Source organism: Sagittula sp. MA-2, from assembly GCF_030126985.1.
GTDB lineage: Bacteria > Pseudomonadota > Alphaproteobacteria > Rhodobacterales > Rhodobacteraceae > Sagittula.
This window is the reverse complement of the sequence record NZ_CP126145.1, coordinates 2,169,398-2,191,703: the sequence shown is the minus strand read 5'-3', so window position 1 is coordinate 2,191,703 and position 22,306 is coordinate 2,169,398. Positions and strand designations below refer to the sequence as shown.

Annotated in this window: 21 protein-coding genes; 9 read left to right on the top strand and 12 right to left on the bottom strand. The window is 66.4% G+C overall.

Translation table 11 applies throughout. The features are described from left to right. Positions 1-25: 25 nt before the first annotated feature. Entirely contained in the window at positions 26-1,156 is a 1,131-nt protein-coding gene (gene ispG, locus QNI11_RS10625; protein ID WP_100930494.1) for a flavodoxin-dependent (E)-4-hydroxy-3-methylbut-2-enyl-diphosphate synthase, read from the top strand. Between the two features lie 16 nt (positions 1,157-1,172). On the opposite strand, the gene QNI11_RS10620 is transcribed toward ispG, so the two are convergent. The 3 genes from QNI11_RS10620 to QNI11_RS10610 are packed head-to-tail and all read right to left on the bottom strand — an operon-like array spanning position 1,173 to position 3,717. Further along, the gene (locus tag QNI11_RS10620) at positions 1,173-1,601 is read right to left on the bottom strand and encodes a hypothetical protein (RefSeq protein WP_100930495.1); all 429 of its coding nucleotides are present in this window, start codon (positions 1,599-1,601) and stop codon (positions 1,173-1,175) included. Next, positions 1,598-2,359, bottom strand: coding sequence for a DsbA family protein (locus QNI11_RS10615; RefSeq protein WP_373418436.1), 762 nt, complete (start codon positions 2,357-2,359; stop codon positions 1,598-1,600). Before QNI11_RS10615 ends, QNI11_RS10620 begins: the two co-directional genes overlap by 4 nt. Positions 2,360-2,397: 38 nt before the next feature. After that, complete coding sequence (locus QNI11_RS10610; RefSeq protein WP_283983385.1) at positions 2,398-3,717, bottom strand: M48 family metalloprotease; 1,320 nt, start codon at positions 3,715-3,717, stop codon at positions 2,398-2,400. 61 nt (positions 3,718-3,778) lie between these two features. Here QNI11_RS10610 and QNI11_RS10605 point away from each other — a divergent pair, with 61 nt between their 5' ends. From QNI11_RS10605 to QNI11_RS10595, 3 genes are all read left to right on the top strand, one after another. Beyond that, positions 3,779-4,927 (top strand): pyridoxal phosphate-dependent aminotransferase, encoded by a 1,149-nt coding sequence (locus tag QNI11_RS10605; protein ID WP_283983384.1) that lies wholly within the window; start codon positions 3,779-3,781, stop codon positions 4,925-4,927. 92 nt (positions 4,928-5,019) lie between these two features. After that, a complete protein-coding gene (locus QNI11_RS10600) occupies positions 5,020-6,240 on the top strand; it encodes an N-acetylmuramoyl-L-alanine amidase (RefSeq protein ID WP_283983383.1) in 1,221 nt (406 codons plus the stop codon). A 121-nt stretch (positions 6,241-6,361) separates the two neighbouring features. After that, positions 6,362-8,905 (top strand): penicillin-binding protein 1A, encoded by a 2,544-nt coding sequence (locus QNI11_RS10595; RefSeq protein ID WP_283983382.1) that lies wholly within the window; start codon positions 6,362-6,364, stop codon positions 8,903-8,905. A 252-nt stretch (positions 8,906-9,157) separates the two neighbouring features. Here the strand turns inward: QNI11_RS10595 and QNI11_RS10590 are convergent, their stop codons facing one another. Continuing rightward, on the bottom strand, positions 9,158-9,814 hold the full coding sequence (locus tag QNI11_RS10590) for a glutathione S-transferase family protein (RefSeq protein WP_100930500.1): 657 nt from the start codon (positions 9,812-9,814) through the stop codon (positions 9,158-9,160). A gap of 103 nt (positions 9,815-9,917) precedes the next feature. Here QNI11_RS10590 and QNI11_RS10585 point away from each other — a divergent pair, with 103 nt between their 5' ends. Continuing rightward, a complete protein-coding gene (locus QNI11_RS10585) occupies positions 9,918-11,129 on the top strand; it encodes a polyhydroxyalkanoate depolymerase (RefSeq protein ID WP_283983381.1) in 1,212 nt (403 codons plus the stop codon). Here QNI11_RS10585 and QNI11_RS10580 read toward each other — a convergent pair. Further along, a complete protein-coding gene (locus QNI11_RS10580; RefSeq protein WP_283983380.1) occupies positions 11,126-11,926 on the bottom strand; it encodes an aminoglycoside phosphotransferase family protein in 801 nt (266 codons plus the stop codon). The genes QNI11_RS10585 and QNI11_RS10580 overlap by 4 nt on opposite strands. Before the next feature lie 83 nt (positions 11,927-12,009). Here QNI11_RS10580 and prfB point away from each other — a divergent pair, with 83 nt between their 5' ends. Further along, the gene (gene prfB / locus QNI11_RS10575) at positions 12,010-13,134 is read left to right on the top strand and encodes a peptide chain release factor 2 (RefSeq protein ID WP_100930503.1); all 1,125 of its coding nucleotides are present in this window, start codon (positions 12,010-12,012) and stop codon (positions 13,132-13,134) included. Between the two features lie 389 nt (positions 13,135-13,523). Here the strand turns inward: prfB and QNI11_RS10570 are convergent, their stop codons facing one another. Further along, a complete protein-coding gene (locus tag QNI11_RS10570; protein WP_283983379.1) occupies positions 13,524-13,871 on the bottom strand; it encodes a hypothetical protein in 348 nt (115 codons plus the stop codon). Positions 13,872-14,012: 141 nt separating this feature from the next. Here QNI11_RS10570 and QNI11_RS10565 point away from each other — a divergent pair, with 141 nt between their 5' ends. Then, entirely contained in the window at positions 14,013-14,828 is an 816-nt protein-coding gene (locus QNI11_RS10565) for a DUF2189 domain-containing protein (RefSeq protein ID WP_100930505.1), read from the top strand. Positions 14,829-14,958: 130 nt separating this feature from the next. On the opposite strand, the gene QNI11_RS10560 is transcribed toward QNI11_RS10565, so the two are convergent. Continuing rightward, positions 14,959-15,759, bottom strand: coding sequence for a helix-turn-helix domain-containing protein (locus tag QNI11_RS10560; RefSeq protein WP_283983378.1), 801 nt, complete (start codon positions 15,757-15,759; stop codon positions 14,959-14,961). A gap of 249 nt (positions 15,760-16,008) precedes the next feature. On the opposite strand from QNI11_RS10560, the gene QNI11_RS10555 reads away from it, so the two are divergent. After that, on the top strand, positions 16,009-16,353 hold the full coding sequence (locus tag QNI11_RS10555; protein WP_283983377.1) for a hypothetical protein: 345 nt from the start codon (positions 16,009-16,011) through the stop codon (positions 16,351-16,353). Positions 16,354-16,432: 79 nt separating this feature from the next. Here the strand turns inward: QNI11_RS10555 and ilvN are convergent, their stop codons facing one another. The 3 genes from ilvN to QNI11_RS10540 are packed head-to-tail and all read right to left on the bottom strand — an operon-like array spanning position 16,433 to position 19,299. Next, on the bottom strand, positions 16,433-16,999 hold the full coding sequence (ilvN, locus tag QNI11_RS10550) for an acetolactate synthase small subunit (RefSeq protein WP_100930507.1): 567 nt from the start codon (positions 16,997-16,999) through the stop codon (positions 16,433-16,435). Positions 17,000-17,033: 34 nt separating this feature from the next. Next, complete coding sequence (locus QNI11_RS10545) at positions 17,034-17,540, bottom strand: hypothetical protein (protein WP_283983376.1); 507 nt, start codon at positions 17,538-17,540, stop codon at positions 17,034-17,036. Between the two features lie 4 nt (positions 17,541-17,544). Further along, positions 17,545-19,299, bottom strand: a complete 1,755-nt coding sequence (locus QNI11_RS10540; protein ID WP_100930509.1) for an acetolactate synthase 3 large subunit — start codon at positions 19,297-19,299, stop codon at positions 17,545-17,547. A gap of 598 nt (positions 19,300-19,897) precedes the next feature. Between QNI11_RS10540 and QNI11_RS10535 the strand changes: the two genes are divergently transcribed. Beyond that, positions 19,898-20,110: a hypothetical protein gene (locus QNI11_RS10535; protein ID WP_100930510.1), complete on the top strand. Its 213-nt coding sequence runs from the start codon at positions 19,898-19,900 to the stop codon at positions 20,108-20,110. A gap of 93 nt (positions 20,111-20,203) precedes the next feature. Here QNI11_RS10535 and QNI11_RS10530 read toward each other — a convergent pair whose 3' ends face one another. Then, a complete protein-coding gene (locus tag QNI11_RS10530) occupies positions 20,204-20,842 on the bottom strand; it encodes a response regulator transcription factor (RefSeq protein ID WP_283983375.1) in 639 nt (212 codons plus the stop codon). Then, positions 20,839-22,251: a cache domain-containing protein gene (locus tag QNI11_RS10525; protein ID WP_100931059.1), complete on the bottom strand. Its 1,413-nt coding sequence runs from the start codon at positions 22,249-22,251 to the stop codon at positions 20,839-20,841. Before QNI11_RS10525 ends, QNI11_RS10530 begins: the two co-directional genes overlap by 4 nt. Between the last annotated feature and the right edge of the window lie 55 nt (positions 22,252-22,306).

Here is a 22,306-nt window from a genome sequence, read left to right as displayed (position 1 = left end):
GTGTCATCGTAACGGGATAGCTGTCATGAGCATCAACCACGTCCGCCCCTGGCGGAACATCTACCGCCGCGCCTCGCGTCAGATCATGGTCGGGTCCGTGCCGGTGGGCGGCGGCGCGCCGATCAGCGTGCAGACGATGACCAACACGGTCACGACCGACATTCCGGGCACCATCGCGCAGATTCAGCAGGCGGCAGAGGCCGGGGCAGACATAGTGCGCGTCTCTGTCCCCGACGAGGCGTCGGCGAAGGCCTTGAAGGAGATCGTGCGCGAAAGCCCGGTGCCGATCGTCGCGGACATCCATTTCCATTACCGTCGCGGGATCGAGGCGGCTGAGGCGGGCGCGGCCTGCCTGCGCATCAACCCCGGCAACATCGGCAGCCCCGAGCGGGTCCGAGAGGTCATCAAGGCGGCGCGCGACCACAACTGTTCGATCCGCATCGGCGTGAACGCCGGGTCGCTGGAAAAACACCTGCTGGAGAAATACGGCGAGCCGTGCCCCGACGCGATGGTCGAAAGCGGGCTGGATCACATCCGCATCCTGCAGGACAACGACTTCCACGAGTTCAAGATCAGCGTGAAGGCGTCCGACGTCTTCATGGCGGCGGCGGCCTACCAGCAACTGGCCGAGCAGACCGACGCGCCGATCCACCTCGGCATCACAGAGGCAGGCGGGCTGGTTTCCGGCACGGTGAAAAGCGCCATCGGCCTTGGCAACCTGCTGTGGATGGGCATCGGCGACACGATTCGCGTGTCCCTGTCCGCCGATCCGGTCGAAGAGGTGAAGATCGGTTATGAGATCCTCAAGTCGCTGGGCCTGCGCCATCGCGGGGTGAACATCATTTCCTGCCCGTCCTGTGCGCGGCAGGGGTTCGACGTCATCAAGACGGTGGAAACGCTGGAAAAAAGGCTGGAGCACATCAAGACGCCGATGTCGCTGTCGATCATCGGCTGCGTGGTGAACGGTCCGGGCGAGGCGCTGATGACCGACGTGGGCTTTACTGGCGGCGGCGCCGGGTCGGGCATGGTCTACCTGGCGGGCAAGGCCAGCCACAAGATGTCCAATGCCCAGATGATCGACCACATCGTGGAAGAGGTCGAGAAGCGCGCCGAGGCCATCGAGAGCGGCGCGGCAGAGGCGAAGGCGGCGGAGTGATCGCCGCCATTCGGCGTCACTGCGTCAGGTAATCCTGCAAGACAAAATCCGGCATGTGCCCGCGGATCAGCCTGTCGGGCATGACGTAGGCGGGCAGGGTGTCGAAACCCAGGTCGCCGAACAGCGTCTGCGCGTCGGGTGTGGACGTGTCGAAGACCTGCATCCGCAGGCCGAGGCGCTCCGTGACGGCGCGCAGCTCGGTCTCGGCAGTTGCGCAGGCCTCGCAGTCCGGGCCAGTGAACAGGGCGATGGCCACGTCCCGGTCAGTGCCGAACAGGGTATCGGCACGTTCGTCGATCACCAGAAGGTCGGCGTTCTTTTCCTCGCGGTAGATGTCGACGGGCGGAGGCGCCACCAGAGCGCGCAGACGTTCCTCTGCGGTGGGGGCGAACTGGGCGTGGACCGGCGCCGCCATAAGCAGCGCCGGGATCAGCAGGTGTTTCACTCGGCGCGGCCCATGGCGACGATCTGTTCCATCGCGGCCAGCGGGGCGTAGCCGCGCACCATCTCGTCCCCGAAGACGAAGGAGGGCGTGCCGTTGATCTGCATGGCCTGTGCCAGCGCGCGGGTTTCGTTGATGCGGCGGGTGATCTCCTCGCTGCCCATCTCGGCCATGATCGAATCGGCGTCGAGGCCAAGCGTGTCGGCGATGCGCTTCAGGGAGGCTTCGGTCGGGTTGCCTTCGAGCGCGATCAGCGCGTCGTGCACCTGGCCGTAGGCCTCGTCACCGGCGACGATCTTGGTGGCGATGGCAAAGCGCGACGAAATCGTGGACGCATCGCCGAGGATCGGGAATTCCTTGACGATCAGGCGGATGTTGCCGTCGTTTTCCAGAAGCTCGGTGACCTCCGGCTGCGCCTTGCGGCAATAGCCGCAGCGGTAGTCCATGAACTCGACGATGGTGAAGTCGCCGTCCGGGTTACCGCCGACCCAGGAATAGCCGTCGTTCAGCAGCGCATCGCGGTGAGTTTCGACAAGCTGCTTGTCGTTCTGTTCCTGGGCTGCGGCTTCCTGCTGTTCCAGCACGGCGACCGCATCCATGATGACCTGCGGGTTGTCCATCAGGTAATCCCGCACCGCCTGACCGAAGGCGGCCTTCTGGTCGTCGTTCATGGCGCCGAAGTCGAAGGTGTCCTGGGCCGAGGCGGGGGCCGCGGCCAGGCACATCATTGCGGCGCCGGCTTTGAGAAGGGTTCGTGTCATGGGGGTCTCCGTTATATCGTTGTCCCGTGGGGGTTCGCTTACCGGCGCTTTGCCTGCTGTGCGGCACTTAGCACATCCTGTGCGCGCTGCCACGGGGCGGAACCGCGCGGCAGTTGATCGGAGGCGCGGCGGGCGTGAAGCTCCGCATCCTCCAGCCGCCCCAGGAGCGCGTAACGTTCCGCTGTGGCGAGCGAGGCCATCGCGTTGTTGCCGAGCTTGGCATATGTCACGCCGAGGTCGCGCAGAACACCCGGGTCCGAGAAGTCGCGCCCGCGGGCGGCTTCCAACGCCTGGAGCGCGCCGCGCGGATCGCCTGCGGCCAGCCGGGCGCGGCCCAGTCCGCCAAGGATCAGCGGTTCGCGCGGGGCGCGGCTGGCGGCGGCCTCGTACACCTGGACGGCGGGGCCGAACTGGCGGGATTCGAGCAGGATCTGGCCCTTCAGGTCCAGCAGGAAGGGGTCGCCGGGCCGGGTCGAGATGGCGCCGTCGATGGCGGCGAGCGCCTTCTTCAGGTTCGACTGGCGGTGCCAGGCGACGGCCTCCTGCATCAGGCGCACGTCCTTGTAGGGCACCGATCCGCTGCGCCGCAGTGTCCAGGACGGCGCGCGCTTGAAGGCACTCAGCTTGCCCCTGGCGCGGGCGAACCAGTATTCGCCTTCGGGCGAACGCTTGCCGGGACCGGCGGCAACGGCCAGCGCCTCCAGCGCGCGGAGGCGGTCGCGGGACAGCGGATGGGTGACGGCGTAGGGGTCGAGCCGGGATTCGGAGAGCGACACCTGCCCGGCGAAGATCTTGATGACCTCGACCGCGCCTTGGGGATCGAGGTCGGCGCGCTTCAGATACCGGACAGAAGCGATGTCGGCCGAGCTTTCCTCAGCCCGGGTGTGGCTGAACAGGCGCCGCTGTGCGGAGCTCTGCGATCCGAAGGCGATGCCTGCAGCGACACTCGGATCGGCGCCCGCAAGCCCCGTGGCCAGCGCCAGCAGCATGCCCATGCCGGCAGCGCTGCGCGCGCTGCGCATGTTGCCCAGGCGGCGCGTGATGTGGCCGTTGGCGATATGCGCGGCCTCGTGGGCGATCACCGCCTGCAGGGCGGCGGCGCTCTCGACCTTCATGATGAGGCCCGAATGCAGGAAGATGTGGCGCGCGTCCGCAACGAAGGCGTTGAGCGAATTGTCGTCCAGCACGACGATCTGCACCTGGCTGGGGGAAAGGCCGGCGGCGCTGAGGATCGGTGCCGCCAGTTGCCCCAGCGCGTATTCCATGTCGGCGTCGCGCAGGAAGGTCGCCGCGCGGACGGGCTGGGCCAGCATCAGGGTCGCCGCCAGAAGCACGGCCATCGCTCGGGTTAGGATCATTGACGTCTCGCAGGTCGCAGCCGTAAGCCTCGGGTTCAAGCGGCAGACTAGAGAGGCAGGCATGCGGAGTTCAAGACGCGGTGACGTCGATCCCTTTATCGTGATGGACGTCATGGAGGCGGCGCGCGCCCGCGAAGCGGCGGGTCATCGGGTGATTCACATGGAAGTCGGCCAGCCGGGCACACCGGCGCCGCGTCTGGCGCGCGAGGCCCTGGGCCATGCGCTGGAAAGCGACGCGCTGGGATATACCGTGGCGCTCGGCCTTCCGGAACTGCGCGCCCGCATCGCTCGGCTTTACGGCGAATGGTACGGGCTGGACCTCGATCCGGGGCGCGTGGTGGTGACCTCCGGGTCCTCCGGCGGCTTCATCCTGGCCTTTACCGCGCTGTTCGATGCGGGCGAGCGTGTGGCGCTGGGGGCTCCGGGCTATCCGTCCTACCGCCAGATCCTCAGATCGCTGGACCTCGTGCCGGTGGAGGTGCAGACCGCACCTGCCAACCGCTACCAGCCCGTGCCGTCCGATCTGCGCGGGCTCGATTTCGAGGGTCTGATGGTGGCCTCTCCGGCCAATCCCACGGGCACGATGCTGGACCGGCAGGCGCTGTCGGATCTGATCGACGTGACGGCGGAGAAGGGCGCGGCCCTCCTGTCGGACGAGATCTACCACGGCATCGAATACGACCGCAAAGCCGTCAGCGCGCTGGAGATCAGCGACGACGTGGTGGTCATCAACTCCTTCTCGAAGTTCTTCTCGATGACGGGCTGGCGGGTCGGCTGGCTGGTGGTGCCGGAAGGGCTGGTGCGGCAGGTGGAACGGCTGGCCCAGAACCTTTTCATCTGCGCGCCCCATGCGGCGCAGGTCGCCGCGCTGGCCGCCATGGACGCGAAGGAGGAGACAGAGGCCAACCTTGCCGTCTACGCGAAGAACCGCGCGCTGATGATGGCCGGTCTGCCGGAGGCGGGATTCGACCGCATCGCACCGCCGGACGGCGCCTTTTACGTCTATGCCGATGTGAGCCACCTGACCGACGACAGCCGCGCCTTCGCGCAGGAGATCCTTGAAGGGGCCGGGGTCGCGGTGACGCCGGGGCTGGATTTCGATCCGCTGCGCGGCGGCGGTACGCTCCGGTTCTCCTACGCCCGCAGCACAGCCGATATCGAGGAAGGGTTGGCGCGGCTCAGGGACTTCATGGCCAGGCGCCGATCGTGAACGGGCAGGGCTGGGCGAAGGGCCGCGCAACTGCTAGATTTGGCCGCAACGAGAACCCGCAAAGCGGGCCCGCCAATCGGGAAAGAGCAGCCATGCACAGGATCTTCGCGTTACTCATCGCCATGCTTTGCGCGTCGCCAGTAGTGGCGCAGCAGCAGGAAGAAACCTCCGGCCTTGCGCGCTATGAGGGAGGCGGGTTCACCGACTGGCGGTTCGGTGGCGCGACGGAACTGTCGCTGAACCTCAGCCAGGGGGTGCCCTGGCGGCTCTTTACCGTCGACGACCCGCTGCGGCTGGTGGTCGATTTCCGCGAGGTCGACTGGGAGGGCGCAACCCCCGGCGAACTCGATGCCTCGGCGCGGATCGGTGCGGTGCGGGTCGGCGGCTTCCGGCCCGGCTGGTCGCGCATGGTGGCCGACCTGACAGAGCCGCTGTCGGTGGATTCGGCCAGCCTGACAGTGCCCAAGGACGGCGGCAGCGTGCAGTTGAAGGTGGTGCTCTCGACGACGGACGCGGCGAGCTTCGCAGCGAAGGCCGGCGTGCCGCGCGATCCGGGCTGGGATCACCTGCGGCCCAAGGCAAGGCGGCCCGCGCCGCGCGCGGCCGGCGCACCGCTGGTGATCGTCATCGACCCGGGCCACGGCGGCATCGACCCGGGCGCGGAACGGGCAGGGGTGAAGGAGGCTGACCTCGTCCTGCAATTCGGGCGCGAACTGAGGGACGTGCTGCTGCGATCCGGGAACTACGACGTGCGGATGACGCGGAACTCCGACGTCTTCGTGTCGCTCGAAGGCCGCGTTGCGGCGGCGCATGACGCGGGCGCGGACGTGTTCATCTCGCTCCACGCCGACGCGCTGGACGGCGGCGGCGCGAAGGGGGCGGCGGTCTACACTCTGGCCGAAGACGCCTCCGACGCGGCTTCTGCCGCGCTGGCAGAGCGGCACGACCGCGATGACCTGCTGTCGGGGATCGACCTTTCCGGGTCGGACGACCGGGTGGCGCAGGTGCTCTTGGACCTGGCCCGGCAGGACAACACCCCGCGCAGCCAGGCGCTGGCCAAAAGCATCGTCGCGGGCATCCGCAACAACGACGGCAAGGTCCACAAGGACCCGCTGCGGCAGGCGGCTTTTTCCGTGCTGAAGTCGGCGGACATCCCCTCCGTTCTCGTGGAACTGGGGTTCCTGTCCTCGCAGCAGGACCTGATGAACCTGCAGGATCCGGCGTGGCGCGCGGGCATGGCGGCGGGCATCCGGGACGGGCTGGCGCAATGGCTGATCGAGGACAAGGCCCTGTCGCGTCTGCGCCGGCAATAACGCGCGCATTCAAAAGCTTGGGCGGTCCGGCGCTGACGGCAACAGGGATGTGTTTTGACCGACGCCGCGTTACAGTATATGCGACGGTTTGAAATCGAGCACTTGCCACAAGGGTCCACGCGTGACGCGGTTCATCTTCTCATTCTTCGGCGGTATCTTCGCGGTGGTGACCATGGGCACCATGATGATCGCGCTCACCATCGGCGCGATCTTCTGGATGTACGGGCGCGACCTGCCCAGCCACGAACACCTGGCGCAATACACCCCGCCGACGATCAGCCGCATCTATTCGCAGGAAGGGCGCGTGATCGACGAATTCGCGCAGGAACGCCGTCTGTTCACGCCTGCGAACGAGATCCCCGACCTGGTGAAGAACGCCTTCATCTCGGCCGAGGACAAGAACTTCTACACCCACCAGGGCTATGACGTGCGCGGCATCGTCGCGGCGGGCGTGCAGGCGGTGCAGTCCGGCGGGCGCGACGTGCGCGGCGCCTCGACGATCACCCAGCAGGTGATGAAGAACTTCCTGCTGTCCGGCGACCGCCGGGCAGAGCGGAAGATCAAGGAAATCATCCTCGCCTCGCGCGTCGAGGAGGCGCTGGACAAGGACAAGATCCTTGAGCTGTACCTGAACGAGATCTTCCTCGGGCAGAACTCCTTTGGCGTGACCGCCGCGGCGCAGACCTACTTCAACAAGACCCTGTCGGAGCTTGAACCGCACGAGGCAGCGATGCTCGCCTCCATGCCGAAGGCGCCGTCGGACTACCATCCGGTCCGCCGGAAGGAGCGTCTGACGCAGCGCCGCGACTTCGTGCTGAAGGAGATGTACGAGAACGGCTACATCGACAAGGCGACCTACGAGAGCGAGGTCCAGCAGCCGCTGCGCTCGGTTCAGAACGGCGACTTCGAACCCTACAACCAGGCGCTGCCGCCGCGCGACTATTTCACCGACGAGATCCGCCGCCAGCTCAGCCGCGACTTCGGGGAGGACCAGTTCTTTTCCGGCGGTTACTCGGTGCGCGCGACGCTCGACCCGGAGATGCAGACCGAGGCGGCCCATGCTCTGCAGCGTGCGCTGGAGCAGTACGACCGCGGGCTTGGCCGCTGGCGCGGCACGGGCAAGACCATCGACGCCGGGCTGCTCGGCGACGAAGCCGCATGGCGCGAGGCCCTCGCAGGCGTGCGCGTGACGCGTGACGTGACGCTGGTGAGCAAGTGGCACGTGGCCGTGGTGCGCGAGGTGCGCGAGAATTCCCTGCTGATCGGGATCGAGGATGTGCCGCTGGACGATCCGCGGGGCATGGAAGTGCCGCGTGCGGACACCGACTGGTTCAAGGGCAACCTTTTCGAGAACTTCGAGCCGGGCGATGTGATCCACGTCCGCGAGATGACCGAGGACGACTCCGGCAACTTCATCCGCTGGACGCTGCGGCAGGTGCCGCAGGTGCAGGGCGGGTTCATGGCCATGGACGTGAACACCGGCCGCGTGATCGCCATGCAGGGCGGGTTCAGCTACCAGCACTCGGTCTTCAACCGCGCGACGCAGGCGAAGCGGCAGCCGGGTTCCTCGTTCAAGCCGTTCGTCTACGCGGCGGCACTCGACAGTGGCTATACGCCGGCCACCATCGTCGTAGATGCGCCGATCGAGATCGACACGCCGCAGGGTGTCTGGCGTCCGAAGAACGCGTCGAACCAGTTCTACGGCCCGACCCCCCTGCGCACCGGGATCGAACGGTCGCGGAACCTGATGACCATCCGCCTCGCGCAGGAGGTCGGCATGGACGTGGTCGCGAATTATGCCGAAAAGTTCGGGGTTTACGACAACATGGGCCGGGTTCTGGCCAACGCGCTGGGGGCCGACGAGACGACGCTGATGCGGATGATCTCGGCCTATGCCATGTTCGCCAACGGCGGCGAGCGGGTGGAGCCGACGCTGGTCGACCGGGTGCAGGACCGCTACGGCAACACGGTCTACAGTCACGATGCGGCGCAGGGGAACCGGCGGGTCTGTGTGGACTGTGCCGATCCGAACATTCCGCCGGGGCGGAGCCCGCGGATCGTGAACGACCGCGAGCGGATCATGGATGCGATCACCGCGTACCAGCTCACATCGATGATGGAGGGTGTGGTGGAGCGGGGCACGGCGTCGGGCACGGTGAAGCTGCCGGTGCCCACGGCGGGCAAGACCGGCACCACCAACGACGCGAAGGACGTGTGGTTCATCGGCTTCACCTCCAACATCGTGGCGGGCTGCTACATCGGTTACGACCAGCCGCGCAGCCTTGGCAGCGGTGCGTCGGGCGGCGGGTTCTGCGGTCCGGTCTTCACCCAGTTCATGCAGAAGGCGGTGAAGAAATACGGCGGCGGCCCCTTCAAGGTCCCGGAAACATGCAACTTCGTGAACATCGACCGGTTCTCGGGCGCGCGCCTTGGCGCGGGCGCATCGGGTGCGAACGTCGTGGCGGAGTGTTTCCGCGAGGACGATCTGCTTGACGGTGTCTGGGGCATCCAGCTGGACGGCGGCTTTGCCATCTCGGGCAGTTTCGACCTGATCCGTCCCGAAGGCGGGTCGGTCGCGCGGGAGGTCACGACCTCCACCGGCCGCAAGGCCGTGGTGGGTCCGAAGGCCGGGTTCGGCACGCTGTCCTCCGGTGGTCTGTACTGAGGGATCGCCGACAACCGGCTTAACCCTTCGGGTTGGACAATGGGGTAAACGGAGCGCGCGTTGGGGTTAACCCGGCGCGCGCTTCGCACATCTGGGGGGTGTCAAACCCCGGGATCACGAACATTTACCTGATCTTCACCGGGATGACCGCTGCGTTACCGGTGAACCGGCCGTTTCGACCCCCTGAACCGGCCGGTTGTTAACCTTTCCGGACGGGCCGCGCATGACGTTGCGTCGGAAAGGGTTAATCCGTCAGAATTCGACTTCGAGCTCGACGATCTCTTCGGGCTCCGCCAGCGCGCCCTCGGTCCATTCGCGCATCAGGTCCCAGCCGAGGATGTGGTCGGCGTAGCTTTGCAGCGTCGGGTCGAGGGCCACGGAATAGGTGCGGAACCGGGTGCAGACCGGCGCATACATCGCATCGGCCACCGTGGGCTTTGCCCCGAAGAGGAACGGCCCGCCGCAGGCGTCGAGGCATTCGTGCCAGATGGTCTTGACCCGTTCGATGTCGGGCCGGGCGCCGGAGAAGATCTTGAAGGCCGCGTGATGCGACTTGAGGTTCATCGGCAGGGCGGAGCGCAGGTTGTAGAAGCCGGAGTGCATCTCGCCCGAGATCGCCCGGCACCGGGCGCGCATCACCGGGTCCTTCGGGTAGAGACCGGCCTTGGGGAAGGTCTCGTTCAGGTATTCGGCGATGGCGAGCGTGTCCCAGACCGCGATCTTGCCATGCTCCAGCCGGGGCACGCGGACGGACGGCGAAAGCAGCAGCAGTTCCTGACGGTTGTCGGCGCTGTCGGGGTCCACCGGCGCCTCGGCGAACGCGATTCCCGACATCTTGCACAACAGCCATCCGCGCAGGGACCAGGACGAATAGTTTTTTGATGAAATCGTGAGCGTGGCGTCCGTCATGGTCTTCCCCGTGTCGCGGCGGTGCAGCGAAATTGCATTTTTTTGTCGCACCGCGCCGGGGGCCTGACTAGCGTTTTGTGGGAAGACACAGGCAGGAACCGCCATGCAGTACGCCATCTACCAGGGTTTCGATGATTTTTTCGCCCCTTTTCGAACGTCTGCCCTGATGGGGCTGTCGCTGGGCGGTGAAAAGTCCGGGGCCTTCGCGCCGATGCTGCGCCGCCACATGGCCGGGCTTGAGATGCTGTCCCGGTTCAGGCTGAGTCACACTCGGCCGCCCTACGGCATCCGTTCGGTCTCCATCGACGGGCGGACCGTGCCGGTGACGGAGGAGGTGGTCTGCGATCTGCCTTACGGCCAGCTTCTGCATTTCAAGCGCGAGATCGACACGCCGCAGCCGAAGGTGCTGGTGGTGGCGCCCCTGTCGGGGCATTTCGCGACGCTGCTGGCGGGTACTGTGAAGGTGCTGCTGCAGGATCACGAGGTCTATATCACCGACTGGAAGAACGCCCGCGATGTGCCGCGCAGCGCAGGGTCCTTCGGGGTGGAGGATTACGTGGAATACGTGATCCGCTTCATGGAAGAGATCGGCCCCGGCGGCCATATCCTGGCAGTGTGCCAGCCCTGCGTGCAGGCACTGGCCGCGGTGGCGGTCACGTCGGAGGACCGCAACCCGGCGACGCCCCTGTCGATGACGCTGATGGCGGGGCCGGTGGACGTGCGCGAAAGCCCCACGGCGGTGAACGACCTGGCCTTCGAGAAGCCACTGTCGTGGTTCAGGAACAATGTGATCGCCTCTGTCCCGTTCCGCTATCCCGGGGCCGGGCGGCGGGTCTATCCGGGGTTCGTGCAGCTGACCGCCTTCATGACGATGAACATGGACAGGCACATGGCGCAGCACAAGCGCATGTACCAGTTGCTCGCCGATGGCGAGGTGGAAGAGGCGGAGAAGATCAAGGCGTTCTACGACGAGTATTTCGCCGTGCTCGACCTGACGGAGGAGTTCTATATCGAGACCATCGACCGGGTGTTCCAGAAGGCGGAGCTGGCCCGGGGCGAGATGACCTACAAGGGCCGCAAGGTGAACCCGGCGGCGATCCGGCACACCGCGCTTCTGACGGTCGAGGGCGGGCGCGACGACATCTGCGGGCTCGGCCAGACGAGCGCCGCGCATGACCTGTGTTCGTCGCTGCGGCCGCACCTGAAGCGCCATCACCTGCAGGCCAACGTCGGGCATTACGGCGTCTTCAACGGCCGCCGCTGGGAGAAGGAGATCTACCCGGTGGTGCGCAACATGATCCTCGCGATGCTTTAGGTTTCCGCCAGAAGGGCGGAGAGCAGGTCGGCCTCCGGGTCGGTGTCCGGTTGGCCGCGCATGGCGATGGAATGGGCACATTTCGCCGCCGCCCACCCGGCGAGCCTGTGGCGGCTAACGTCCAGTGCGTCGGCGTAGGTGTCGAGGCAGGCGGCGATGCGCCCGGGGTCCCGGACGGTGGCGGGGATGCCCTTCGGATTGCGGATCGCGTTGGCGAGCTCGAACGCGGGGTCGCCGGTGAGGCCCTTGGCGTCGAAGGCCTTTGGCCCGGTGGCGGTCAGGATGACGTTATCGTGGTGCAGGTCGCCGTGCAGCGGCACGGGTTGGGCTGTCGTGGCGATGAGGTCGCGGGCGAGGGCCTGCGCGCGGGTCATGTCGCGGCGGACGCTGGCCGGGCAGGTGCCAAGGGGCAGGGCGAAGAGCCGTTCGAACCAGACGCCAACGGTCGGCAGGTCGGCAAGCTGCGGGCGGCCGGCGTGCAGCGCCCGGGCGGTGTCGGCGAGCAGGCGGCAGGCCTCTGCGTCGCGGCCCTGACGGGAGAGGTCGCCAAGCGAGGGGCCGTCGAGCGCCTCCATCAGGACGCTGTCGGGCCCTGCGCCCAGGATGGCGACCATGTGCGGCCCGGCCCAGGCCTGCATCAGCCGGACGCCCGCGGCCTCGTTCCCGGCGTGGCCCTGCGGCCAGAGTTTCAGGACGGCACGGCGGTCATCCCTGCGCACCTCGTGGAGTTCGGCGGCGGCGGTGGTGGCGAGGGGGCGGACGATCTGCACCGCGTGCCGCGCCAGGGCCTTTTCCAAGCGACGCTCCACCACATTCCCCACCTTGCCCGTCCTCTGGCCCCTTGGTATCACGCGGGGCCTGAGAGTACGAGGAGTCCCCCATGCGCGCCGAAGCCCAGAACCACGTGGAGAAGATCGAGAAGTCGCTTGATCTGCTCAAGCAGCGGCTTGGCTGGGAGACGGCGCAGCACCGGCTGGAGGAGTTCAACGCGCGGGTCGAGGACCCGAACCTGTGGGACAACCCCGAGGCCGCGCAGAAGCTGATGCGCGACCGGCAGTCGCTGGTCGACGCGATGGAATCCTACACCTCGCTCAAGCAGGAGCTGGAGGACCAGGTCGAGCTGATCGAGCTGGGGGAGATGGAGGACGACGAGGAGGTCGTGCGCGACGCCGAGGCGGCGCTGAAGGCGCTGGTCGAGACTGCCGCCAAGAAGGAGCTGGAGGCGCTGCTGGACGGCGAGACCGACGGCAACGACGCCTTCCTCGAGATCAAGGCGGGCGCGGGCGGCACGGAGGCCTGCGACTGGGCCAACATGCTGGCGCGGATGTACGTCCGCTGGGCGGAAAAGCGCGGCTTCGAGGTCGACCTGCAGGAAGAGCAGGCGGGCGCGGAGGCGGGCATCAAGTCGGCCACCTACCAGATCAAGGGCAAGAACGCCTACGGCTGGCTGAAGTCCGAGAGCGGTACGCACCGGCTGGTGCGGATCTCGCCCTTCGGGAAGGGCACGCGGGAGACGTCCTTTGCCGCGGTGGGCGCCTACCCGGTGATCGACGACAACATCGAGGTTGTGGTGAACCCCGCCGATATCCGCATCGACACCTTCCGTTCGTCGGGCGCGGGCGGGCAGCACGTGAACACCACCGACTCCGCCGTGCGGATCACCCACCACCCCACGGGGATCGTGGTGACGAGCTCGGAGAAGTCGCAGCACCAGAACCGCGACATCGCCATGAAGGCGCTGAAATCGCGGCTCTACCAGCTTGAGCTCGACCGCCGGAACGCCGAGGTGAACGCGCTGCACGAGGCGAAGGGCGACGCGGGCTGGGGCAACCAGATCCGGTCCTACGTGCTGCAGCCCTACCAGATGGTGAAGGACCTCCGGACACAGTACGAGACGGCCGACACGCAGGGTGTGCTGGACGGCGACCTCGACCCCTTCATGGAAGCGACGCTGGCGCTACAAGTGTCCGGCAAGAGCCGCGCAGACGCACGCGGCGAGGACTGATCCCTTTCAGGCAGACGCTCCGGGTGTGAGCGGACGGGAGGGCGGAGAATCTCCGCCCTACGATGCCGCGCGCCTGTGGCGTTGCGGGATGCCTCGTCCGGCGGTCGGGGTTTGTGTGGTGCGGTGGATGCCAGGCCCGGGGGGCTGCACCGCACATTGGCGCATGACCGTGGTCGCTGGACCAGACGGCGCGCGGCATTTTCAATGACTTACGACTGGACCTCGGTGGCTGAACGTGCAGCCTCTTTAGCCCGCGGGAGTGGTCGGATCCGGGGACATTGATCACGTTCACCCGCTGGCGAAGGCGGAGAATCTCCGCCCAACGTTGGCGCGCGCGCAGACCTCTCGGACCGCGATGTCCGGTACTTTGAGCATGTGGCTGGCCGGGGTCAGGTCAGGGTTTCGTAGAAGCCCTGCCAGGCCGGCGGTTCGGGGTGTTCGGCGCGGATGCGGGCCTGTCGTTCGGGGCTTTGCCCGCGGTACCAGGCGATGAAGCCGGACATGGCGGTTTCCCCGCCCGTGGTGTGCCAGGCGACGCTGCCGCGCGGCATGTCGGGGCAGATCGTCCAGGGCGGTTCGTCGTAGACCGCACGTGGCGCGGGCATCCTGTCCGACAGCTCGCTCAGCGCGGCGCGCAGACGGGCAAAGCCGTCGGGCCGCCGGACCAGTGCGGGCACGTCGATATTGCGAATCCTGCCGTCGTCGCCACGCCGAATCGGATCGGGTGCGTGTGTCATTGAAGCTCCTCCCACAGCCAATGGTAGAACACAGGCGTAGAAGGAAAATGTTAATAAGAGACGAATCTTGCCCGTCGGCGACATATCGCCTTTAGTGAATGCCACCGCGCGCAACGGGACTGACCCTGAGGAGGAGAGGCCATGCCCGACACACCTAAACCCGGCGTTCCCGAACTCGGCCCCGTGTCCGCCGAGATGCTGCGCGAGGCACTGCGGCGCGGCTGGCGCGACCTGCGCCGCGCGCCCGGTTTCGCGCTGGTCTTTGCCGGGCCCTACGTGCTGGCGGGGTGGCTCATGGTCTGGGTCACATGGGTGACCGGGCAGAGCTACTGGCTGGTCTTCGCGGCCATAGGCTTTCCGCTGATCGCGCCATTCGCGGCGGTGGGTTTCTACGACGTGAGCCGGCGGCTTGAGGAAGGGCGCCCGCTGGACTGGATGCAGATCTCGAGCGTGATCGCGCGCCAGTCGAAACGCCAGCTTCCGTCGATCAGCGCGGTGATCCTGGTGATCTTCCTGTTCTGGTTCTTCCTGGCGCACATGATCTTTGCGCTGTTCCTGGGACTTGCGCCGATGACCAACGTGTCCTCGTCCTACGACATCTTCCTGACGCCGAACGGGCTGACCATGCTGGCGGTGGGCACCGGGGTTGGCGCGGGCTTTGCGGCGCTCCTGTTCATGATCACGGTGCTGGCGCTGCCGATGCTTCTGGACCGGGAAATCGACTTCGTGACCGCGATGATCACCTCCTTCGGCTACGTGCAGCGCGAGCCGGTGGTGATGTTCGGCTGGGCGGCCTTCATCGCCGTCACGACCTTCGTGTCGATGCTGCCGGGGTTCCTGGGGCTGCTGGTGGTCCTGCCGGTGCTGGGGCACGCCACCTGGCACCTCTATGACATGCTGGCCTACGGCACGCGGCGCGGCACGGTCTCCGCCGCGGAGGCGGTGGCCATGCGCTGAGGCCGCGCGGACCCGGGGCGCCCGGGCTGGCCAACACTCGGGCTGGCGTGCGGGCGCTCGGGCTTGCGGGCGCCCTGGAGACAGGCGCGGGGCTGGCTGCGCGGGGACGGGCAGGGGGCCTGCCCATCCGTCAATAGAAGTTCTCGCCCACTTTCAGCAGGTTGCGATGGTAGGGCACCAGATCCTCGGCTGTGCAGAACCCGGCCTGACGTGCGGCAGGCAGGACCTCCTGCAGATCCGTGCCGAGATGTTCGTAGACCAGCCGTTCCACGCGCCGTCCGGCGACATTCTCGCGGACGGTACGGGTGACGTAACCGACCCAGAAGTTGTTCTCGAACGTCGGGACCCGGGCGAGGTAGTTGAACGAGGTGGTCGTAGCACCCTTGCGGCTGACCAGCGCCGCGATGCCGTCCTCCTGCGGGATCACCGTGCCGCGGAATTCGCGGTTGCGCGGCTCGACCGAGAGGCCCTGCGCGCGCATGGCGTCCTTGGCCTCGAATCCCTTCAGGAAGGTGCCGCCGCGGTTGCGGAACACGTAGATCACGCCCTGCACGAAGGCCTTGTCGTCCATGAAGCTGCGCCGCGTGAAACGGTAGAAGCCGGAGGGAAAGACCTCTTCCGGTACCGGGCGGGCGGTGCCGCCGAGGTATTCCGCCACCGCCGGGTTCAGCAGCACGCTGTTGTCGGTCGCCACGACTCGTTCGACCGGCTCCAGCAGGATGCGCGCATCGACACCGAAGTAGGAGCAGATCCTGTGCAGCACGTCTGGCCGGGGAAAGCTCTCTCCGGCGAGGTATCTGTTATATTGTGTCCGGTTGATCCCCAGTTCCCGGCACAGGGCCGAGATGGATGCTGCCTGTTGTGACAACTGACGCAGATTGTCACCAAGCATGTTGCGCAGTTCTGCCGGAGAGGGGCTGCGCTGTCGCATCTTGCCGCCGTCCTTTGCCATAAAAATTCCCGTTATTGTTGAGTCGTAGCACTGTTTTACGACTTATTGGAAGATGAGAACACAAGCTGATGCTTGACTTGCCGCTACTTGGCGTCACGGGTGATGCTTAACAGAGGCAAACCTGCCGATTCACGGCACAAAAATCAAGAAGCCGACGCGGAAAAATACGTGTTCTGTGCGAATGGTTTCCGGCACCTTTGATCTGCAACCATCAGCAGGTGTGGCGTGATGCAAGAACATATGTACGGAGTGGTTCTTTGGGCGGATGCCAGCGATACGAAGGCTGTGATCTGGTGTGAAGATCAGGGCAATCTGGCGTATTATACCGCTGCCGAAGAAGACATCCACGAAGGGCCCGCGCTCGACGCCGGCGACCTGATCCAGTTCGAACTGAGCGAATGCGCGAATTTCCGGCGCGCGGACAACCTCAGGCGCGTGGGCGCGGGCTATGCGCCCGATCTGGCGCAGAACCTGCGCGGCCGGGTGAACGACGCCGTCGCGCCGCGGCCCGAGCCGAGACGTTTCACGCGGACCGACAATGTCGTGGCGTTTCCCGGGGTCGTGATGTCGTGACCTGACTTGGCGGCCAACCAAACGCGAAAGGCGCGCCTCACCGGGCGCGCCTTCGCTGTTTCCAGGGGGTGATTTCAGATCAGGAGCCGGCGCCGCGGGCCAGGGCGGCCACACCCGTGCGGGCGATCTCGATCATGCCGAGCGGGCGCATGAGGTCGGCGAAGGCGTCGATCTTGTCCGGTGCGCCGGTGAGCTGGAAGATGAAGCTTTCCAGCGTCGAATCGACCACCTGCGCGCGGAAGATGTCGGCAAGGCGCAGCGCCTCGACGCGCTTGTCGCCGGTGCTTTTCACCTTGAAGAGCGCCAGTTCGCGTTCCACCGAAGACCCTTCGACCGTCAGGTCGTGCACGTCGTGGACCGGGACGATGCGGCCAAGCTGCGCCTTGATCTGCTCGATCACCTGCGGGGTGCCCTTGGTGACGATGGTGATGCGCGACAGGTGGCCCTGGTGGTCGACCTCGGCCACGGTGAGGCTTTCTATGTTGTAGCCGCGGCCCGAGAACAGGCCAATGACGCGCGCCAGCACGCCGGGCTCGTTTTCGACGAGGACGGCGAGGGTGTGCGTCTCCGTCACGTCCGAGAAGTTCGGGCGCAGGTTGTAGGCGGAGTGCTTCGAAGAGCCCTTCTTGATCTTTAGCGCGGACATGCGGTGTTCCTTTGTCAGTCGTTGCGGGGCCGGATCAGTCGAGGCTGTCGCGGCTTTGTTGGTCGAGACGGTCGGCGAGGCGGCGCAGCGCGTCCGCCTGATCCGGGAAGGCCGTGAGGCCGGTGGCGCCGAGGCGCGCCGCGATGGCGCGCAGTTCGGCGGGGCTTCGGTCGTTCGAGAGGCGCTGCGCAAGAGAGCGGGCGCGCCCCTTCAGAGATCCGACGGGCGTTTCGTCGAGATAGCGGCGTTCCGCGTTACGGCGGTCCCGGTGCGCCGCGGCGTTTTGCGTGCCCCAGTGCCGGTCCTTCACACGGTGGGCGGTGGCCATGTCCTGTCCGCTCAGGTCGTCGGGATCGGTCATCGCTGAGAGATCCTGACGCCCCTTGCGGCGCAGGTGCCGGTTGGCCGTGGCCTTGATGGTGCGGGCATGGCGGCGGGCCGCCTTGTCCGAACGGTTGGAGACGATCTTGCGCTGGCGTGCGGAGTCCCGCGCCTTTCCGAGGCGCGGGTCCTTGCCGGGCTGATCGCTCCCCCCGCTCATGGCCTTACACCAGAACCGCGCCCTTGCCGGCGATGGCGTTGGTGGCCTTGGCTTCGCCGAGCAGCATCTTGTTGTGCGGCTCGCCCGAGGGGATCATCGGGAAGCAGTTCTCGTGCTTCTCGACGAGGCAGTCGAAGACCACCGGGCCGTCGTACTCCAGCATCTCCATGATCGCGTCGTCGAGGTCGGCGGGATCGGAGATCGAGATACCCTTGCAGCCGAAGGCCTCTGCCAGCTTCACGAAGTCGGGCAGCGATTCCGACCACGAGTGCGAGTAACGCTCGCCGTGCAGGAGCTGCTGCCACTGGCGGACCATGCCGAGGCGCTCGTTGTTGAGGATGAACTGCTTGACCGGCAGGCGGTACTGGGTCGCGGTGCCGAGCTCCTGCATGTTCATCAGCCACGAGGCTTCGCCCGCCACGTTGATGACGAGGCTTTCGGGATGCGCCATCTGCACGCCGATGGAGGCCGGGAAGCCGTAGCCCATCGTGCCGAGGCCACCGGAGGTCATCCAGCGGTTCGGGTCCTCGAAGCCGAGGAACTGCGCCGCCCACATCTGGTGCTGGCCGACCTCGGTGCAGATGTAGCGGTCCTTACCCTTGGTGAGTTCTTCGAGACGCTGCAGCGCGTACTGCGGTTTGATCGTCTTGTCGGAGTTCTTGTAGGACAGGCAGTTGACCTTCTTCCATTCGTCGATGCGCTTCCACCACTTGGCCAGCGCCTCGCGGTTGACCTTGCGGCCGCGCGATTTCCAGAGCGCCAGCACGTCCTCGAGGACATGGGCGATGTCGCCGACGATCGGGATGTCGGTCTTGATGACCTTGTTGATCGAGGACGGGTCGATGTCGACGTGCACCTTGCGGCTGTCCGGGCTGAACGCGTCGATGCGGCCGGTGATCCGGTCGTCGAAGCGGGCGCCGAGGTTGATCATCAGGTCGCAGCCGTGCATCGCGAGGTTGGCCTCGTAAAGACCGTGCATCCCCAGCATCCCCAGCCAGGCCTTGCCCGACGCGGGGTAGGCGCCGAGACCCATCAGCGTGGAGGTGATCGGGAAGCCGGTGGCCTCCACCAGTTCGCGCAGCAGCTGCGAGGCCGCCGGGCCGGAGTTGATGACGCCTCCGCCGGTGTAGAACACCGGCTTCTCGGCGGTCTCGATCGCCTCCACGAGGTCCTCGATCATCTCCATGTCGCCCTTGACCTGCGGCTGGTAGTGCCGGGTCGAGACCGAGGGCTTCGGCTGGTAGGTGGCCGAGGCGAACTGCACGTCCTTCGGGATGTCGACGAGCACCGGGCCGGGACGGCCGGCGGTGGCGACGTGGAAGGCCTCGTGGATGGTGGCGGACAGGCGCTCCGTCTCCTTCACCAGCCAGTTGTGCTTGGTGCAGGGGCGGGTGATGCCGACGGTGTCGGCCTCCTGGAAGGCGTCGGAGCCGATCATGAAGGTCGGCACCTGGCCGGTGAGGACAACCAGCGGGATCGAGTCCATCAGCGCATCGGTCAGGCCGGTCACGGCGTTCGTGGCGCCCGGGCCCGAGGTCACGAGCACGACGCCCGGCTTGCCGGTCGAGCGGGCATAGCCCTCGGCCATGTGCACCGCGCCCTGTTCGTGCCGCACCAGAACGTGACGGATGTCGTTCTGCTGAAAGATCTCGTCATAAATCGGTAGAACCGCGCCGCCCGGGTAGCCGAATACGACTTCCACGCCCTGATCCTTGAGGGCCTGGACCACCATTTTCGCTCCGGTCATCTGACGTGTCATAACTGTCTCCGATCTTGACACTTGGGCGGGATTGCCCGGGTTCGGTATTGCATCGCGCTGCGCGGGCAGCGGGCATAAAAAAGCCCCCGGTCGGCTGACGGGGGCGCATGGGGACCTGGAAGGGTGTCCGCGTTAGCGGCCCATGCGCCTTTCTCCTACGATGACTACTAGAGTGATCATGCCAGAGGCTCCTTCTTGCGGGGGCAGTTGTATGGGCCATGCGCCGGGGCGTCAACCGCAGAAAGCCCTGTGAGGGGGCATTTCGCGCAGATATTTTTCCATTTGTTGCGCCAGAGGGGGCGTTCTTGGAATTTTTGTCGCCGCCAAAGCGCGGGATTTGAGCGGAGATGCGCCGATATCCGATTGCGCGGGGCAGTTGTGCATCTTCGCAGGGGTCGCTTGACGAAAGGTCTTGCAGGGGGCGTGGAGCCAAGGGTTTCAATGGTTTGCCGGGCGAAGGGCTGGCGCACCATGGGGTGTCGTGCCGATTCTGCAACATTTCTGCTCAAATTCGTGAGTTGATCGGATCAACGCTTTCCCGCACTGTCGAAGCAGGCGGCATCGAAGAGCGCCGAGCAGACCCGAGGGATTTTCAGCGATGACCCGTAACGTCTTCTTTCGTGATTTCACCCTGTGCAAGGCGGCGGCCCTGGTGGGGTTGATCGGTGCGGCACTGGTGTTGGGCGGCGTACCCAAGGCGGAGCCCGACATGGCCGGTGCGGCGGAAGCGAATGCGGTGCTGTTGGTTCCTGCGGTCCTGTCCGCTCCTGACCTCGGTTGCGATCCGCATGAGACTGGCGTCAACATCTGACGCAAGAACTACCCAAGGCACGTTACCTCTACCGGCTCCTTCGGGAGCCGGTTTTTTCTTGGCATCGGCATGTGGCTGAGGTCGCGCTGCGCGTCAGAAGTTGACGCTGGTGCCCTGCAGGACGCCGTGTTCCAGCGCGTAGCGGGTCAGGCCTGCGGTGGTGGCGATGCCCAGCTTGCGCTTGATGTTCTTGCGGTGGGTTTCCACCGTGCGCACGGAGATGTCGAGCGCCACGGCCACCTCCTTGTTGGACTTGCCCTGCGCCAGTTGCAGCAGGATGGTCTGTTCGCGGGTGGTCAGAGGGTCGCGCCCGCCGGTGTTGATCGGGGTCAGCGCCCCGGAGGCCCCGGTGCAGAGATACCGTTCGCCCCGCATCACCGCGTCGATGGCATGCTTGATCTCGTCGGTGGGCACGTCCTTCAGCACGTAGCCCCGCGCGCCGTGGCTGAGCGCGGTCGAGATGTATTCCGGCGTGTCGTGCATCGAGAGCACGAGGATGCGGGTGTCGGGCGCACGTTCGAGGATCATCTCGGTCGCCGACAGACCGCCGAGGCCCGGCATGTTCAGGTCCATGAGGATCACGTCGGGGTTCAGCTCTTCCAGCCGGTCGATCATCGACTGCCCGTCCGACAGCGTCGCCACGACGGAAATGTCGTCGTAGCTGTCGAGGATGGCTTCGATGCCTTCGGCCACAAGCGGGTGGTCGTCGACGATGGTCACGCGCGTCGTCATCCTTTGGCCTTCCGTTTGGGCGCGCCTTCTTCCGGCGGCAGCAGGTGGGAGAGGGGGACCTGTGCCTCTACCACGGTCCCGGTGCGCGAGGAAAGCACCCTGAGCGTTCCGCCGAGCTGATCCATCCGCTCCTGCATGTTTCTGAGGCCGATGCCCGTGGTGGGGCGGCTGCGGTCGCCCATGCCCTTTCCGTTGTCGACGACCCGCAGCGTGGCGCCGGACCGGTGGCCGCGCAGGTCGATCGACACCTCGGTCGCGCCGGAATGGCGTTCGACGTTGGTCAGCGCCTCCTGCGCGATGCGGTAGAGCGCGATCTTGGCGTCCTGCGACAGCCGGTTGCGGAAGACCACGGTTTCGAACCGCGTGTCGATGCCTGTGCGGGTGCGGAAGTCGTCGGTCAGCGACTTGATCGCCGGGCCAAGGCCGAGGTCGTCCAGCACGCCGGGGCGCAGGTCGCGCGAGATGCGCCGCACCTCGGTGATCGCGCGAGAGAGGTTGTCGGCGCCCTTGGCCAGCGATTCCTCGGCGCGCGGATCGCCGGAGGACAGCCGGCGGCGGGCGATGTCGAGAGCGTATCTCACCCCCACGAGGATCTGGCTGATGCTGTCGTGCAGTTCACGCGCGACGCGGCCGCGTTCGTCCTCCTGCGCGTCGAGCACGCGCTGGGTCAGGTGCTTGAGCTTGGCGTCGGCCAGGCGGCGTTCGCGGATGTTGATGACGAGGCCGGAGATGAAGACCAGGAGCAGCGCCGAGAGGGTGATGGCGCCGATCCACTGGAAGGTGCGGTGAACGCGGTCCTCGACCTCTGCCCGGGCGGCGGCGACGGTCTGGAGCACGTCGTCGATGAAGACGCCGGTGCCCACCGCCCACCGCCATGACGGGAAGGAGGTGACATAGGTGATCATCCGCGCGTCCTCGCCCGTGGAGGGTTTGGGCCAGAGGTGTTCGACGTAGCCCGCGCCGGAGCGGGCGGTGTTGATGAACTCCTGCACCACGGGGGTGCCTTCGCTGTCGCGCATCTCCCACTGGTTGGTGTTGATCAGTTCCGTCTGGCGGGGCGAGACGAGGTTCAGCCCGTCGTAGTCGTAGACGAAGAAGAAGCCCTCGTCGCCGTAGATCATCGCGGCGAGGATCTGCATGACCTGCCGCTTGGCGTCCTCGTCGTCGGGCGGGGCGGAGCCGTAGATGAAGTAGAAACCGTTGCGGGCCTGCGTGACGTAGTTCCTCAGTTCGCGCTTCTTCGCCTCGATGAGCTGGGTCTCGAGGCCGCGGATCTCGCGGTCGGCCAGCGTGCGCGCCTGTTCCGCCACCAGAAGGGCTATGGCGGACACCGCGAGGATCAGCGGCAGCGAGGCCAGCAGGAAGAGCTTCTGACCGTAGGAGAGGCGGTGGCGTTTCATCAGGCCCATGGCGCAATGAAAGCAGAGCACGGGGCCGGGGAAAAGGGGCAACGGTCGTGCGGGC